Annotated in this window: 16 protein-coding genes; 5 read left to right on the top strand and 11 right to left on the bottom strand. The window is 47.8% G+C overall.

The window, feature by feature from the left end; genetic code table 11:
• Window positions 1-13 precede the first annotated feature (13 nt).
• The 5 genes from rsfS to leuS all read right to left on the bottom strand — a co-directional run bounded on the left by rsfS (window position 14) and on the right by leuS (window position 5,119).
• Window positions 14-331 carry a ribosome silencing factor gene (gene rsfS, locus CLC91_RS12060; protein ID WP_095498778.1) on the bottom strand — a complete coding sequence of 106 codons (318 nt, stop codon included), beginning with the start codon at window positions 329-331 and terminating at the stop codon, window positions 14-16.
• Window positions 332-393: 62 nt separating this feature from the next.
• Window positions 394-990 (bottom strand): nicotinate (nicotinamide) nucleotide adenylyltransferase, encoded by a 597-nt coding sequence (gene nadD / locus CLC91_RS12065; protein ID WP_095498609.1) that lies wholly within the window; start codon window positions 988-990, stop codon window positions 394-396.
• Between the two features lie 9 nt (window positions 991-999).
• A complete protein-coding gene (holA, locus tag CLC91_RS12070; RefSeq protein WP_095500461.1) occupies window positions 1,000-2,031 on the bottom strand; it encodes a DNA polymerase III subunit delta in 1,032 nt (343 codons plus the stop codon).
• Complete coding sequence (locus CLC91_RS12075) at window positions 2,031-2,534, bottom strand: LPS-assembly lipoprotein LptE (protein WP_408634228.1); 504 nt, start codon at window positions 2,532-2,534, stop codon at window positions 2,031-2,033. Before CLC91_RS12075 ends, holA begins: the two co-directional genes overlap by 1 nt.
• Before the next feature lie 5 nt (window positions 2,535-2,539).
• Complete coding sequence (gene leuS, locus CLC91_RS12080) at window positions 2,540-5,119, bottom strand: leucine--tRNA ligase (protein ID WP_095500462.1); 2,580 nt, start codon at window positions 5,117-5,119, stop codon at window positions 2,540-2,542.
• 176 nt (window positions 5,120-5,295) lie between these two features.
• On the opposite strand from leuS, the gene CLC91_RS12085 reads away from it, so the two are divergent.
• Entirely contained in the window at window positions 5,296-5,814 is a 519-nt protein-coding gene (locus CLC91_RS12085) for a zinc ribbon-containing protein (RefSeq protein ID WP_095500463.1), read from the top strand.
• Here the strand turns inward: CLC91_RS12085 and lnt are convergent.
• The 6 genes from lnt to CLC91_RS12115 all read right to left on the bottom strand — a co-directional run bounded on the left by lnt (window position 5,771) and on the right by CLC91_RS12115 (window position 11,622).
• The gene (gene lnt, locus CLC91_RS12090; protein WP_095498613.1) at window positions 5,771-7,294 is read right to left on the bottom strand and encodes an apolipoprotein N-acyltransferase; all 1,524 of its coding nucleotides are present in this window, start codon (window positions 7,292-7,294) and stop codon (window positions 5,771-5,773) included. The genes CLC91_RS12085 and lnt overlap by 44 nt on opposite strands.
• A gap of 6 nt (window positions 7,295-7,300) precedes the next feature.
• Complete coding sequence (gene corC, locus CLC91_RS12095; protein ID WP_095498614.1) at window positions 7,301-8,182, bottom strand: CNNM family magnesium/cobalt transport protein CorC; 882 nt, start codon at window positions 8,180-8,182, stop codon at window positions 7,301-7,303.
• Between the two features lie 44 nt (window positions 8,183-8,226).
• On the bottom strand, window positions 8,227-8,682 hold the full coding sequence (ybeY, locus tag CLC91_RS12100; protein ID WP_095498615.1) for an rRNA maturation RNase YbeY: 456 nt from the start codon (window positions 8,680-8,682) through the stop codon (window positions 8,227-8,229).
• Between the two features lie 2 nt (window positions 8,683-8,684).
• Entirely contained in the window at window positions 8,685-9,731 is a 1,047-nt protein-coding gene (locus CLC91_RS12105) for a PhoH family protein (protein ID WP_095500464.1), read from the bottom strand.
• A 14-nt stretch (window positions 9,732-9,745) separates the two neighbouring features.
• Entirely contained in the window at window positions 9,746-11,182 is a 1,437-nt protein-coding gene (gene miaB / locus CLC91_RS12110; RefSeq protein ID WP_095498617.1) for a tRNA (N6-isopentenyl adenosine(37)-C2)-methylthiotransferase MiaB, read from the bottom strand.
• 95 nt (window positions 11,183-11,277) lie between these two features.
• The gene (locus tag CLC91_RS12115; RefSeq protein WP_095500465.1) at window positions 11,278-11,622 is read right to left on the bottom strand and encodes a hypothetical protein; all 345 of its coding nucleotides are present in this window, start codon (window positions 11,620-11,622) and stop codon (window positions 11,278-11,280) included.
• Between the two features lie 324 nt (window positions 11,623-11,946).
• Between CLC91_RS12115 and CLC91_RS12120 the strand changes: the two genes are divergently transcribed.
• From CLC91_RS12120 to ychF, 4 genes are all read left to right on the top strand, one after another.
• On the top strand, window positions 11,947-13,119 hold the full coding sequence (locus CLC91_RS12120; protein WP_095500466.1) for an FAD-dependent monooxygenase: 1,173 nt from the start codon (window positions 11,947-11,949) through the stop codon (window positions 13,117-13,119).
• Window positions 13,120-13,144: 25 nt separating this feature from the next.
• Entirely contained in the window at window positions 13,145-15,037 is a 1,893-nt protein-coding gene (locus CLC91_RS12125) for a bifunctional metallophosphatase/5'-nucleotidase (protein ID WP_095500467.1), read from the top strand.
• Window positions 15,038-15,162: 125 nt separating this feature from the next.
• Window positions 15,163-15,759: an aminoacyl-tRNA hydrolase gene (gene pth, locus CLC91_RS12130; protein WP_095498621.1), complete on the top strand. Its 597-nt coding sequence runs from the start codon at window positions 15,163-15,165 to the stop codon at window positions 15,757-15,759.
• Window positions 15,760-15,770: 11 nt separating this feature from the next.
• Window positions 15,771-16,862, top strand: a complete 1,092-nt coding sequence (gene ychF, locus CLC91_RS12135; protein ID WP_095498622.1) for a redox-regulated ATPase YchF — start codon at window positions 15,771-15,773, stop codon at window positions 16,860-16,862.
• Window positions 16,863-16,864: the final 2 nt, after the last annotated feature.

Here is a 16,864-nt window from a genome sequence, read left to right on the forward strand (position 1 = left end):
TGATGATCGTCGCTTAAGACCACAGTTTCTCTAGCTGGTAAAAGTCGCGAGTTTGATCTTGCATTACGTGCAAAATCACGCCGCCTAAATCGACCAATACCCATTCGCTTGATTCGCGCCCTTCAATGCCTAAGGGTTGCATGTCGGCTTTCTTAGCTTCAACCACTAAGTATTCGGCGATGGATTTCACATGGGTTTTCGAGGTACCAGAGCAAATGACCATAAAGTCAGTCACGCTGGACTTTTCAGAAACGTCTAAGGTAACGATATCTTTCGCTTTTAAATCATCGATTTTATCGACGACGAAATCTTTCAGTTGGCTATTTTCCAAGCTGATGGTCCTTTGGTTAACGGTAAATAAGCTCACTAGTATAACAGGCTTAAAAGTAAGCTTTAACCACCAATGTAGAGTCGGTGTTGATTTATGTAACGGATCACACTTGGGTTAAGTGCTTGATTAGCGATTGTACCTTGCTTGATGGCGCTTCGGATCGTGTTTGAGGCCACATCCGCTTCGTTGATAGCTACAATAGCTAAGCGCCGGTTTGCTCTAAGGGGGTGTAGGTCATCACTGAGTTCGTCGGCCGACCACCCAGGGCGAGCGCAAGCGATGATGTCGCAGTAGTCAAAGATTGAGCGCCAATGGTGCCAGGTGGGCAGGGACTGTGCTGAATCCATTCCTATGATAAAGCTGAACTTAATCAACGGGTATTGGGTTCTGAGCGCCTTTAAAGTGTGCAGAGTATAAGACGGGCTTGGCAGTTCGTTTTCAATGCTACACACTTTAAATGCACTGTGCTCAGTACAGGCGAGCTTGACCATGTTATAGCGGTGAGCAAAGCTGGCCTGGGGTTGCGCCTTGTGAGGTGGAATCTTATTAGGAAGAAACCAAATTTCATCGAGCTCGGTTTGCGCAAGCAACTGCTTAGCCATTTGGCTGTGGCCCAAGTGAATTGGGTCAAAGGTTCCGCCAAGTAAACCCACCTTCATGCGCAGCGCCTAATGCAACGCCATTGGCGTCAATTGCTGGTGGGCTTTAGGGTCAAACAACAAACATAAATGCGCTAATGCGGCCCAGCTTTCTTCTCCAAAAAACTTGCTATCGGTTTCTACGTTGCTGGCATAGGCAAGCATGGCTTGAATTTGCGCAAAGCTTAATCGAGATAACGCTTGTTGATAAAGGGGACGTCTTTTTTCCCAAATCTTTAACGGGTGCCACAGTCCTTGCAACGATTGATTGGTGTCTTGAGCACTTTTAAGCTGTGTCAGACGACTCAATTCGTTGTTGATGTGCCACAGCACTATTTGACTGGCGACCCCTTCAGCCTGAAGCTGTTTGACTATGTGTAAAGCACGACTCTGCGAGCCTTGCAGCAAACAGTCTGTTAATTGAAACACACTAAAGCGCGATTGATCGTCTAGCCATTGTTCAACTTGTTGCTGAGTAATAACGCTAGTGGGTGCCAGTAATTTGAGTTGTTTAATGGCCTGATCGGCGGCGACTAAATTACCCTCGTACATGGCATTGAGTATTTGTTTGGCGTCTGCCGTCAGTTGCAATTGTTGTTGGCTCACTTGATTGGCTAACCAGCGATCGAATTGCGCTCCCTCAGGGGTAACACAAGGCAGATAAACGCCGAGTTTATCGAGGGATTTGAACCATTTGGTTTTGGTGGATTCCGGCGCTATTTTAGGCCCATGGATCAGTAATACTTGATCAGGATTCGGCGTGCTCAAGAGTTGCAACAGCGCGCTGGAACCGTCTTTGCCAGGTTTACTGGTTGGCAGCTCAAGCTCGAATAGGCGTTTGCTGGAAAACAGACTTAAGGCATTCCATTCTTCCGTTAAGTCCGACCAAGAAAAGGAAGCATCTTGAGACAGTTGCACTCGTTCTTCAAAACCTTGTTTACGGGCGGCTGCGCGAATGGCTAGGATGGCTTGGTCTTGAATGAATGGGTCATCGCCAAAGATCAGGTAAACCGGCTTAAGCGGTTGCAAATGTTGCTGAAGCTGATTGGCGAATATCCTCATTAAGACTCCGAAAAGGACGCAAGCACAATAACAATACGGTCTGCCGCCTGTTGGCGCATCTCTTTAAGTAGCATGTCCATTTCGCGACTCTTAGCCAATGCGGTACGCGGATCATCCAAGTAGTCTCGACGAATCACGACGTTTTGTCTTCTTGGTTCACTCTCAGGTTGGGTGACGGCAAATTCGACCGTATAAATGAGCTCATATTCGGCCACCTTGCCACTGGGAAATAATGACAAGGTAGAGCGTTCTAAACTGTCGCTGATCAGTCGTAATTCTGGCACCTTTTTTGGATCGGCTTCCACCAAGGTTACGTTATTGAGGCGTAACCGCTCCGACAACAATCGGGTAAGCTCACTGTATTGATCCTGTGAAGTTAGGTGAATGGTCTGCAGTGAGTCCGGTATTTGATAACTGCCTTGCAGACGCCAGCCGCAGCCATTACTCAGCAGCAAAGCACCGCTAAGTAAGGCAACCACAATCCATTTTAGTGACAACGACATGTTCATTAATTAGCTACTATGTTTAATAACTTTCCTGCAATATAAATTACTTTACGGATAGTTTTGCCTTCGGTAAAGCGATTCACATTTTCATCCGCTAGTGCGAGTTCTTGGACCTGCTCTTGAGTAGCGTCAGCGGCAACGGTTATGCGACTGCGCACTTTGCCATTAACTTGAACCACAATCAGCTTGGAGTCTTCAACTAGGGCTTGCTCATCAACCTGTGGCCAGCTGGCGGTATCAATATCGCCGTCGAAGCCTAACTGTTGCCATAATTGGAAGCTCATGTGCGGCGTAAATGGATACAGTAAACGAACCACAGCATGCAGCGCTTCTTGCATGAGCGCACGGTCTTGCTCGGTTTCCAACGGCGCTTTGGTGAGTTGATTTAACAGCTCCATGACTGCCGCCACTGCGGTGTTAAAGGACTGGCGACGACCAACATCATCACTGACTTTAGCGATGGTTTTATGAAGTGCACGACGCAAGTCTTTTTGCGCCGGTGTAAGCTGGCTCAAATCCAATGCGGCAACTGGGCCATTGCTAATATGAGTTTGGGCTAGGTTCCAAAAACGCTTAATGAATCGGTGTGCACCGTCAACACCTGACTCCTGCCATTCTAGTGTCATGTCTGCGGGTGCGGCGAACATCATAAATAGGCGCACGGTATCGGCGCCGTATTTTTCAACCATTAGCTGTGGGTCTATGCCATTGTTCTTAGACTTAGACATTTTTACCATGCCAGCATGGATAACTTCTCGACCTTCGTTATCGATGGCTTTGCTGATGCGGCCTTTATCATCACGTTCAATGGTGACATCGATTGGAGATACCCAATGTTGGCCGCCTTTCTCATCTTCGTAGTAGAACGCGTCCGCTAGCACCATGCCTTGGCAAAGTAGGTTATCAAACGGCTCGTCGGAGTTAACCAATTGCTCATCACGCATTAATTTGTGGAAAAAGCGTGAGTACAAAAGATGCATTACAGCGTGCTCGATACCGCCAATGTATTGGTCAACCGGTAGCCAGTAGTTAGCTTGCTGTGGGTTTAACATACCACCCTCGAAGTCGGGGCATGTGTAACGAGCGTAATACCAACTTGATTCCATAAAGGTGTCAAAGGTATCGGTTTCGCGGGTGGCGTTTTGGCCATTTACGCTGGTTTGCTGCCAGCTCTTATCGGCTTTAAGCGGGCTGGTAACGCCATCCATAACCACATCTTCCGGAAGACGAACAGGCAGATCTTCGGCTGGGATAGTAACGGTATCGCCGTTGTCTAACGTTGCCATTGGAATTGGAGAACCCCAATAACGTTGACGAGATACCCCCCAGTCGCGCAAACGGAAGTTAACGGTGGTCTCACCTTTACCGAGTGATTCAAGCTTAGTGGCAATGGCTTTAAAGGCCGCCTCGAAGTCGAGTCCATCGAACTCTCCTGAATTAAACAAAGTTCCTTTTTCGGTGAAGGCTTGTTCAGAAATATCCAGTTCAGCATTTTGTGGGCTGATAACCGCTTCAATGTTTAGGCCGTACTGCTTGGCAAATTCATAATCGCGCTGGTCATGAGCCGGTACAGACATGACCGCTCCAGTGCCATAATCCATGAGTACGAAGTTAGCAACCCAGATAGGTACTTGTTTACCGGTTAGTGGATGAGTCGCACTAAATCCGGTTGCGAGGCCTTTTTTCTCCATGGTGGCCATGTCTGCTTCCGCCACCTTATTGTTCTTACATTCCTCGATAAAGCTTGCAAGTTGCGGATTCGATTTTGCAGCTTCTGCCGCCAATGGGTGACCGGCAGCAATGGCGAGATAAGTCACTCCCATCAGGGTATCAGGGCGAGTGGTATACACTTCCAGTTCGGTATTCTGCTGCTCTACGGTAAAGCTAAGTTGAACCCCTTCGCTACGACCAATCCAGTTGCGTTGCATGGTTTTTACCATGTCAGGCCAACCGCTTAGGCGCTCAAGATCGTCCAACAGTTGTTGAGCGTAGGCGGTAATTTTAATGAACCACTGTGGAATTTCTTTTTGCTCCACTAATGCGCCGGAGCGCCAGCCGCGGCCGTCCACTACCTGCTCGTTGGCTAGTACGGTTTGGTCGACCGGATCCCAGTTAACCGTCGCCATTTTCTTATAGACCAGTCCTTTGTCGTATAAACGGGTAAAAAACCACTGTTCCCAACGATAGTAATCCGGTTTGCAGGTGGCCAATTCACGGGACCAGTCATAGCCTAAGCCCAGCATTTTTAACTGGCCTTTCATGTATTCAATGTTTTCGTAGGTCCAGGGAGCTGGGGCAGCTTTGTTTTTAACCGCGGCATTTTCTGCTGGCAAGCCGAAGGCATCCCAACCAATGGGCTGTAAAACGTTTTTACCTTGCAGGCGCTGATAACGAGAAATGACATCGCCAATGGTGTAGTTGCGAACATGACCCATGTGCAGGCGACCCGATGGATACGGGAACATTGACAGGCAATAGAATTTCTCTTTTGACGGATCTTCAGTAGCAGTAAAGGTGCCGTTATCTGACCAATGTTGTTGGATGTTTGCTTCGATTTGAGCGGGATTATATGCCTGTGACATGGGTATTTCCTGGCTAAAGAATTGCTGCGCTAAGATTGCAGATTTTGCTTGCGCTAACTATGTTCATAAAGATGTTTAAACTGATCTGCATAGGATAAACCAAAGCGCGCCTAACCGAAAGCAAACTCGGTTAACTATTGCGATTTATCATTCATTTAATCAATGTCGAGGTGAATATGAGCGAACGCAGTACCCGCTTGTTAACTTGTTATCACGAATTGCTGATGGAATTGCAACGCAAGTTCCAGCAGCAACCCGAACTGGGCATGGAAGCGTTGCAAAAATTAATGCAAGGCAATCGTGATTACATAGAACTTAAAGCCTTCGCTGATGCTGACGAATTGGCGTTGGTTGAAGGTTTCGTACGACGAGATATCAGAGCTCTGCTTCATAACCGTGACGCCAACTTAGCCAATGAAAGTCCGTCACTGCTGTTGGCGGAAGACACCATGTGGCAATGGTTGTTTAGCGCCAGTGACCAAACTCAAATTGACCGCCAACAGTTGGCCCACGACTTAGCAAACGACGGCCACTATCTGGTTGGTGAAGTGATTGGTCATGGAACCCTCGTGTGCGAAGGTTGCCATCACCAAACTCATTATCAGCACCCAAGCATTATAAGTGCTTGCATCGAATGTGATGGCGAACGGTTTAGTCGTCCTCAGGTGTCGATGAGCATGTTAGGTGGCGACTGAGACTCATGCCCAAAGCAAGTAATAAAGCGCTGATGAACAAGGTTGGCCATTGGCCATAGCGGGCAAACAAGGTGTCTCTCGATTGTAAGGGCACCTGTGAGCGCAATACGGCTGCCTCGAATTGCGGCAATTTGGCTTGAATAATGCCGTTAGCATCGACAACGGCGGTCACCCCGTTGTTGGTAGCTCTCAATAGCGGTCGACCTAATTCAATGGCTCTCATTTGAGCAATTTGCATGTGCTGCAATGGGCCGGCACTGCTGCCAAACCAGGCATCATTTGAAACCGTTAACAGCATGTCGGTGTCAGCATTTAAGTTAGCCCTTACTAACTCAGGAAAGGCTATTTCATAGCAGATTGCTGGCAACAGGTTATAGTTCGAGGCCGATAGATTGGGTTGTTGGTAGGTGCCACGGCTAAAGGAAGACATGGGCAAATTAAAAAACGGAGCTAAGGGACGTAGCAAGTCGCCAAAGGGGACAAATTCGCCAATGGGTAGCAGATGGTGTTTGTTGTAGCGCTGATTGGCGCCCAGCTCACCATCCTGTTCTTCAGTTAACACTCTTAATGAGTTGTAAAATTGATCGCCGTCTTCGAGGTGAATGGTACCGCTTACGATCTGAGTTTGATTGACCGATGCCGCTTTGGCGACGTAGTCTATAAAGTCGACGACTTGAAATTCAGGCGCAGGGATCGCCGCTTCCGGCCAAATGATGATATCGGCATCGTAGTGTGGCCGCGATAGATCCATGTAGGCTTGTAGCGTCGGCCACAAGGTTTCAGGTTGCCATTTAACACTCTGTGCTATATTGCCTTGAACCAGCGCAACGTCCACCTGACCGTCACTGCTAATGGGTTTGTTTATGGTCGGCGTTAATACCAACAATGTGGTGGCGACAATTGGCCCAATGAAACCGATGGCATTTCGTTTAAACAAAACATAGGCACTGCAGCCGAGTAATACCACTAAGTATGTTAGCCCTAGGGCACCGGCATAAGTCGCCATGGGGGCCATGACAGTATCGGTGAGGGCATAACCTTCCCACAGCCATGGAAACCCTGTGAGTATAAAGCCGCGCAACCACTCTGCGATTGTCCACAGTGCAGGGAAGGTAAGCAGCAATACGCCAAGGTGAGCGTGAGGATTAAGCTTGCGATGAAGCACGCCCGCAAGCATGGGATATAGCGCTAAATAGCCCGCCAACAGCGCCATCAGTGCGATAGACGCAATAAGCGGCATACCACCGTATTCCGCCATGCTTACGTGGACCCAGCTAATGCCCACTGCGAACTTACCAAAGCCGTAGCCAAACCATATTGAGGCAGTTTGTTTCAGTGATTTATGTTGGCTCAACCACAGTGGGATAACCAGTGCTACCGCTGCAAGCCAATGTTGCTGATAGGGAGCATAAGCCAAGCTGGTGGCTGCGCCGGCTAGCCAGGCGATGATAGCGGCTAGCCAGGTGTAACGAGCTATCATTAACGCTTACCTTTGTTCAATGTCGAGCGTCGGTCCTTCAGGCACTTTAACCTGTAATTGAATCAGTCGGCGAGTATCGGCAGCTACAACTTTAAACTCATAACCGTCAACGGTAACCTGCTCGCCTCGCTCGGGTACGTGCCCAAACGCATGGGCAACCAATCCACCAATGGTGTCAAACTCTTCATCTGAAAAAGCGCAGTCAAAGGCTTCGTTAAAATCTTCAATGGGCGTAAGCGCTTTGATCATATAGACCTGTTTCGCGATGCGTCGAATTTCATGACTGTCGCTTTGGTCATGATCGTACTCATCTTCAATATCGCCAACGATTTCTTCTAAGATGTCTTCAATGGTAACTAAGCCGGAAACACCACCATATTCATCGACGACGATGGCCATGTGGTAACGTTGCGAACGAAACTCTTTTAATAACACGTCAACGCGTTTGCTTTCAGGCACGACTACGGCGGCACGAATGACCATATCGATTGAGAAATCTTGAAAGTCTTTATTAAAACCGTATTGCAGCAAATCTTTGGCTAACAGAATGCCTTCGATGTGGTCTTTATCGTCATTGACCACTGGAAATCGAGAGTGGGAAGAGTCGATGACGATCTCCATCAACTGTTCGATGGACAGATCTTTTTGAATCGCCACAATCTGCGAGCGTGGGATCATGATATCTCTGACTCGTAGATCGGTGACTTCAAGTACCCCTTTCATCATTTCGCGGGTATCAGTCGTAATGAGATCTCTTTGTTCGGCGTCGTGAATTACATCCACGAGTTCTTCGCGGTTTTGGGGCTCCCCTTGAAACAGCTGCCCGATTCGATCAAACAGTGACTTCTTTTGGGGGCCCTTGCCCGACGGAGGGTTATCTTCGCTCATAGTATCCTATTGATGCTAATAAAAAACATTGGTTGAGGCCTAGATTATAGACTCTGATAAGGGTTGTTATACCCCAACTTTTGCAAGACGGCAATTTCAATAGCTTCCATTTCATCGGCCTCATCGTCGTCAATGTGGTCGTAACCCAGTAAATGCAAGCAACCGTGAACCACCATATGGGCCCAATGCGCTTCGGCTGGTTTATGCTGCTCAAGCGCTTCCGCTGTGACCACGTCGGCGCATATAACGAGGTCACCCAGAAGATTGAGCTCAATACCTTCTGGTACTTCAAAAGGAAAGCTTAATACATTGGTTGGTTTATCTTTGCCTCGATAAGCAAGATTTAATGCCTGGCTTTCTGAGTTATCTACAATTCGAATCGTAAGCTCGGCGGCGCGCTCGAAACGTTCTTGCAAGGCCGCCGCTACCCACAACTCTAGCTGCGCTTGAGTCGGTGTCGAGTGGCCGTCGTAGGCTTGTTGATAATCGATAATATGCAAGGTTAGGCGTCTCTTTGTTGGTCAGCGAGCGCCTTGCGTTCAGCTTCTTGTTTCGCTTTGATGCGATTTTGCTCGGCGTCATGCTCTTCGTAGGCTTCGACAATGCTGGCGACAACCGGGTGACGAACCACATCTTGAGCTTGGAAGAAGTTAAAACTAATGGCTTCAACTTTACCGAGCACTTCAATGGCGTGACGTAAGCCAGACTTTTGTCCCCGTGGCAGGTCGATTTGGGTAATGTCTCCCGTTACCACGGCACGGCTATTGAATCCAATACGAGTCAAGAACATTTTCATTTGTTCGGTGGTGGTATTTTGCGATTCATCCAAAATAATAAACGCATCGTTAAGGGTACGTCCGCGCATATAGGCCAGCGGAGCTACCTCGATAACGTTACGTTCAATTAATCGCTCAACTCGTTCAAAGCCAAGCATTTCAAATAGGGCGTCGTACAAAGGTCGTAGGTAAGGGTCTACTTTTTGGCTGAGATCGCCGGGTAAGAAGCCTAATTTTTCACCGGCTTCTACCGCCGGTCGGGTTAATAAAATCCGGCGAACTTCTTGGCGCTCAAGCGCGTCCACCGCAGCAGCGACTGCTAAATAGGTTTTGCCGGTTCCCGCAGGGCCAATGCCGAAGGTAATATCGTGATTAACGATATTCGCGAGATATTGAGATTGGTTGGGGTTACGCGGTTTTATAACCCCTCGTTTGGTTTTTACGTAAATCTCTTTACCAAAGCGCTCTTGCTGTTCGGCATCCAGAATACGCGCTTCTTGAATGGCCAAATGCACTTGATCCGGCTCTAAATCAGGCACCTGCCCACGAACCGGTTGAGTTTCTACGTACAATTCCTTCAACAAGTTTTGCGCGCCAAGGGCGTGATGAGCCTCGCCAACAATTTGGAATTGGTTGTTACGGTAGCTGATTTCTACGCCTAAGCGACGCTCTAACTGTTTTAGGTTGTCATCGAAAGGGCCGCAGAGTGACGCTAGGCGGCGACTTTCCGATGGTTCTAAATAGATTTCTAAGGTAGTGAGTTTATTGCTCAAAAAGGCGATTCCTATTACGAACTAACTTCTGGCGTAAAGGTCGATACACCTAAATTGGTGCGACGATTACGATCCGCTATAAATTGTTGTGGCCGCAGCTCTTTACGCAAATCCATGTCCGCCTCGGTGCGTATAACTTTGCCGCGAAGCGAGTTACTAAAGACTTCGGTAATTTCGACATCCACAAATTGGCCAATCATGTCTAGGCTACCTTCGAAGTTTACAACACGGTTATTTTCAGTACGACCGCGCAACTCCATGATGTCTTTTTTAGACGGACCTTCAACCAATATTCGTTGAATAGTGCCTTGCATGCGGCGGCTATACTGCATGGCATTTTGGTTAATGCGTTGCTGTAAAAGGTATAAGCGCTCTTTCTTTTCTTGCTCTGTAACGTCATCAGGCAAATCCGCAGCTGGGGTACCTGGGCGCGCACTGTAGACGAAACTAAAGCTTTGATCGAACTCGATGTCAGCTATTAGCTTCATGGTGGCTTCGAAATCCACGACGGTTTCGCCGGGAAACCCGATAATGAAATCGGAGCTGATGTGCATGTTAGGGCGTACTTTCTTCAGGCGGCGAATAATTGACTTGTACTCGAGCGCGGTGTGAGGCCGCTTCATCATGGTTAAAATGCGGTCAGAACCGCTTTGAACCGGTAAGTGTAGGAAATCCACTAGCTCAGGAATATCAGCATAGGCGTCGATGATGTCTTGACTAAACTCTAACGGATGGCTGGTGGTATAACGAATTCTATCGATGCCGTCGATGGCAGCAACGTAACGCAGCAGCTCGGCAAAGGAGCAAATATCACCATCGTGAGTTGGGCCACGATAGGCGTTAACGTTTTGCCCTAACAAATTAACTTCTCGAACGCCTTGCTCTGCAAGTTGTGCAATTTCAAACAATACATCATCAAGCGGACGGCTGACTTCTTCTCCGCGGGTGTAAGGCACTACGCAAAAAGAGCAATACTTTGAGCAACCTTCCATAATGGAGACAAACGCGGTTGCTCCTTCAGCTTGCGGCTGGGGTAAACTGTCGAACTTTTCGATTTCTGGGAAACTGATGTCGATAACGGCTTTGTTTCCCGCTTGGATTTGCTCAATCATTTCGGGAAGGCGGTGCAGCGTTTGAGGTCCAAACACCATATCCACAAAAGGAGCACGCTCTCTAATGTGAGCGCCTTCTTGCGAGGCCACACAACCACCCACACCAATAATGAGGTTGGGTTTATTGTCTTTAAGGTTTTTCCAGCGGCCGAGCTGATGAAATACTTTTTCTTGGGCTTTTTCGCGAATAGAGCAAGTGTTCAGCAGTAAGATGTCTGCATCTTCAGCTTCTTCGGTTAAGCTGTAGCCTTGAGCTTCGCCCAATAGATCTGCCATCTTAGACGAGTCATACTCGTTCATTTGGCAGCCCCAAGTTTTAATATGCAGTTTCTTACTCATCTGCTAGCAAGCTCCGTGGTACTCAATAAAAAAATAGCGCAATATTTTAGCGCTTGTACCTCTCGCTTGCCAGCATTTGCGCTGTAATTGAGCGATTATTTTGGAGCGACTGCGCTAGACTCTATGGAATTGGCCGAAAAATTAGCACGTTGCGCTGATAACTTAGCGTCTTTTTTACCCTTGTTGGCTACCAAGTCTTGGTTGATAGACGCCATTTCTTGTTTCACCTGAGCCATTACATCTAAGGTAATCTCGTAGTTCACCTGCTGTATTGCATGATTATGATCGCGCTGCAACTCACCGACTAAACTGGTTACAGGGGTCACAGTGTACACCGGCATAGATTGAGCGGGTGACGCGAACACAGGGGCTGCAAGCAAAGAAGTGCATACCAGCGCTAGTGCTGGTAACGAATTTTTTAACGTAAATTGAGTAGTCATTTTTAACTCCAATAATGAGCCTATAAACCAAAAATATTTTTAGCTATTGCAAACGCTAAGCTAATGATTGAGCGCAATATTAATCGATTAAGGCTTAACCAATGCTGTATCAAAAGTGAGCGCTAGGGTAATCCTAAAAAGGCAATAGTATGTGTCCTATACACAAAGATTAGTGCACAAGTGGACAAGCCTTTGTGTTCGCTGTAACGAGATGTGTCTAAAGTCCTTGATAAAAACATGTGTTTACAACTGTGACTGGGGCGCAACAAATGGTAAATTAAGCGCTGTTTTATAAATTAACTCCAATGGAACTTTGAAAACTTAATGCAAGCGTTTGATGTAATTATAAATGGTGGTGGCATGGTTGGTGCGGCTGCAGCCGTAGGCCTTGCCGAACTGGGGTTGAAAGTAGCGGTGGTTGAGCGTTATCGACCAAAACAGTACGCCGCAACACAGCCGTTAGACCTGCGAGTTTCTGCCATCAGCGTTGCATCAGAGCAGCTTTTGGCACAGCTTGGGGTTTGGCCTCAAGTCATCGCGCAAAGAGCTTGTCCGTACCTAGGGTTAGAAACTTGGGAACAAGACGGATTCAATACAGAGTTTCATGCCTCTCAAGTTGGTTCGTCTCATTTAGGGCACATTGTAGAAAACCGCATTATTCAATTGGCGTTGTGGCAGCGTTTGCAAAGCTTTGCCGATGTGACAATTTTTGACCATCATCAAATTAACCGCTTTGAATTGCTCACTCATGGCGTTCAAGTGACGCTCGATAATGAGCAGGAATTAACAGCAAAGCTCTTGGTCGGCGCTGATGGTGCTCAATCGAAAGTTCGGCAATGGACGGGTATTGGTATAAGTGGTTGGGAATACAAACAGCATGCAATGCTGATTAACGTCACCACTGAGGCCGGCCAACAAGACGTAACTTGGCAGCAATTTTTTCCGTCAGGCCCCAGAGCCTTCTTACCCTTGGTGGGTAATCACGCCAGTTTGGTGTGGTATGACGCAGCAGAGCGCATTGCCCAGTTATCGCAATTAACGCCAGAGCAGTTACAACAAGAGATCAGACAAGCGTTTCCGAGTCGACTGGGTGAATTTAAGGTCGACGGCTTTGGCGAGTTTCCGTTAGTGCGCCGTCATGCGCAGCGATACGTCGATCAACATGTGGTGTTGGTGGGAGATGCCGCGCACACCATTAACCCATTAGCTGGGCAAGGGGTTAACCTTGGATTTAAGGACGTCAAAGCACTAATCGATACCATCGCGCAGGCCAAAGATGCCGATCAGGATTGGAGCGCCTTAGTTCAACTGCAGAAATACCAAAGTAAACGTTATAAAGATAACCTACTGATGATGTCTGCAATGGATATGTTTTACGCCACCTTTAGTAACAAAATCACGCCGATTAAAGTCCTTCGAAACGTAGGCTTAAAACTTGCGAATCATTCGGGACCGGTTAAGAAACAAGTATTGAAATACGCCATGGGCCTTAAATAGGCCACCTCGTTAAATTGGACATTACATGAGCACTTTAAGTAAAGCGACCTTGTCAATCACTGCACTCTTCGCAGCAAGTTTGTTGGTAGGATGTGAGAGCCAACCTAAACCCATCGAGCCGGTACAAGTTGCACCGCTTACGCTAACGGTAGCGCACATTAATGACACCCATTCGAATTTTGAGCCGTTAACGCGAAAGTGGCAGCCTAAAGTGTTAAACGCTACCACAGTGGAGTCCCAAGTAGGTGGGTATCCTCGGCTTGCGACAGCCCTTAAGGAGGCACGCCAACGAGCTAAAGACAAGGGCGTTGCTTTTTTAGCTTTGCACGGTGGCGATGCCTTCCAAGGATCTTTGTACTTCTCTTTATATAAAGGCTCGGCTAACCAGCGTTTACTCAACGAGTTTGGGTTAGACGCGATGGTAATTGGTAATCACGAGTTTGACTTGGGTGATCAGGCTTTGCTGGACTTTGCCTCGGGCACCAACTTCCCAGTACTTGCTGCCAATATGGAAATCACGCCGGCGTCGGTATTGTCGCAAACCGACAACATCAAGCCTTACATTATTAAAGAGTTAAACGGCCATAAGGTGGGTATTTTTGGACTGGTGTTAGAAGACTTGCCGAAATTGGCTTCTCCAGGAAAAGGCTTGAAGTTTGACGGAGAAGTGAAGTCGGCGCAGGCAACCGTGGATAAATTGGTGAGCCTTGGTGTGAATCACATCGTTATGGTGAGCCACATTGGCCTCGATAGAGATTTGCGAATTGCCGAACAGGTCAATGGTGTTGATTTGATCGTTGGCGGTCATTCGCACACCTTGCTGGGTGATTTTACCGATTTCGGTCTTGCGGACATCGAAGGTTATGCCGCAATGCATACTAACCCTAATGGCGGCAAAACCTGTGTAGTGCAAGCGGGCGAATATGCTCAGGCCGCGGGTGAGCTTACGGTGAAATTTAACGACTACGGCCAAATTGTTTCCTGTGATGGCAGTAACCGTTTGTTGTTTAGCGATAAGTTTAAGGTAGAAACCGATGCCGGTGCTCAACCGGCCAGTGCCGCTGTGGAAGAAAAGCTGCATGACTACATTGAAGAACACCCGCGAGCGACCTTGATGGCGGAAGACAGCACCACTCGCGAACTTATTGAACGGGATTACGCACCCGGGCTTGCGGCCTACTCGAGCAAGGTGATCGCTCAGGTCGTTGATGACAATGACCCGGTGGATAAAACCATGCTGGATCACGTTCGAATTCCAGGTAAAAGCCGCGGCGGCGCTTCGTTAGCGGTAACCGGCTCGGAAGCCGCCGCTGTAGTCGCTGCAGCCTTTGCTTGGAAAGTGCCACACGCTGATATGGTTATTATTAACGCGGGTGGCGTGCGCGCTCCTATTGTGGGTGGCAGTGACGGCATTACTGCCGGTTACGTACTGGGCACTTTGTTGCCGTTCAACGGCACCTTAAGCACAGTGCAAATGCGCGGCGACGACATTAAAGCCATGCTTGAACATGTGATTAATAACTCCACCAACCCAAATGCTGTAAGCGACGGTGGTTTCCCTGCGATGGCAAACTTAAAAGTTAGCTACAATGGAAAATTGGCTGAGGGAGAGCGATTAGAGTACGTGAAGCTATGTCCTAAACAGGATTTTACTCAATGTCAGAGGCTGCAGGATAACGAAGTTTATACTGTGCTGACGAGTACCTTCTTAGCCGGTGGTAAAGACGGCTACGATGCCTTTGTTAATGCAAGCATAGGCAAGCCAATCGATACCGGTTTTGTAGATAGTGAAACCATGATCGAATACGCTACTGACAAAGGCATTTTAACTGAAATACCGACCGGTATGACCTTTGTTCCGGCGGATTTCGCTAAGGGCCAAATAGACAAGCCCTTGTCGAAGCCTGAAGATAATTGATGACTCGCTGGCATTGGTGACCCGTTGTCATTGATGTCGCTTAGGTCATGGCGAGAGCGGCGCAACAATGATATTATGCGCCGTTTTTAATCGCATTCCATAAAGCGTTACGAGAAATTAGGGTCATGAGCGACATCAAACTGATAGTAGGGCTTGCTAATCCGGGCGCCGAATACGACAGAACTCGCCACAACGCAGGGGCATGGTATGTTCAAGAGTTGGCGCGAGTTGCCGGTACTACCTTTAAAGCGGATGCAAAGTATTTCGGCTTAACCGCTCAGGCTAACTTGTCGGGCAAGCCAGTTCGGCTGCTCATTCCAACGACTTATATGAACTTAAGCGGTAAGTCGGTTGCAGCATTGGCGAACTTTTTTCGAATTTTACCCGAACAAATATTAGTGGCTCATGATGAGCTAGACTTGCCTCCGGGCGTTGCCAAATTCAAATTGGGCGGCGGTCATGGGGGCCATAACGGTCTTCGCGATATTATTAGCAAAATGGCGAACGACAAAGGATTTTATCGATTGCGGATCGGCATCGGTCACCCAGGCGACAAGCACCAAGTCTCCAGCTTTGTGTTGGGCAGAGCTCCGGCCAATGAACAAAGTGCAATCGACGCGGCGGTGGACGAAGCGGTTCGTTGCACCGAAACATTGTTTAAACTAGATATGACAAAGGCGATGAATCGTTTACATACATTCAAAGCTGAAGTAACTAAATAAAGGGTCTTACCATGGGTTTTAAATGTGGCATTGTCGGCTTACCAAATGTTGGTAAATCAACGCTTTTCAACGCACTTACCAAAGCGGGAATTGAAGCCGCTAACTTTCCGTTTTGTACTATTGAACCTAACACGGGCGTGGTGCCGGTGCCGGATTTGCGTCTCAATGCACTGGCGGACATTGTAAACCCACAGCGGGTCTTACCGACAACTATGGAATTCGTTGATATCGCGGGTCTTGTTGCAGGTGCATCTAAAGGCGAAGGACTTGGAAATCAGTTCTTAGCAAACATTCGTGAAACCGATGCCATTGGCCACGTAGTCCGTTGTTTTGACGACCCTAACGTAGTGCATGTTGCCGGTAGCGTTTCCCCAGCGGACGATATTGAGGTGATTAATACCGAGCTTGCACTGGCGGATCTAGACACCTGTGAACGAGCCATTCATCGCCAATCTAAAAAGGCGAAAGGCGGTGATAAGGAAGCTAAGTTCGAAATTGAAGTTCTACAAAAATTCCTACCCATTTTGGAAGAAGCGCAAATGCTGCGCAGCGTAGAACTTTCTAAAGAAGAGCGCAAAGCCATTAGCTATCTGAACTTCTTAACGCTCAAGCCAACCATGTACATCGCCAATGTTGCGGAAGACGGTTTCGAAGATAACCCACTTTTAGATACGGTTAAGCAAATTGCTGAAACTGAAAACGCCGTTGTCGTAGCCGTATGCGCATCCATAGAATCTGAGATAGCAGAGCTTGAGGATGAAGAGCGCGAAGAATTCATGGCAGACATGGGGCTTGAAGAAGCAGGGCTGGATCGTGTTATTCGCGCCGGTTACGACTTATTAAACTTACAAACCTACTTTACTGCGGGTGTTAAAGAAGTGCGGGCATGGACAGTACACATTGGTGCTACCGCACCTCAAGCAGCTGGTAAAATTCATACCGATTTTGAGAAAGGCTTTATTAGAGCGGAGATCGTTGGTTATCAAGACTACATTGATAACCAAGGTGAATCGGGCGCTAAAGATGCCGGCAAGTGGCGCCTAGAAGGTAAAGACTACATTGTGAAAGATGGCGACGTGATCCACTTCCGGTTTAACGTGTAGCT

Source organism: Paraferrimonas haliotis (assembly GCF_002282895.1).
Lineage (GTDB): Bacteria > Pseudomonadota > Gammaproteobacteria > Enterobacterales > Shewanellaceae > Paraferrimonas > Paraferrimonas haliotis.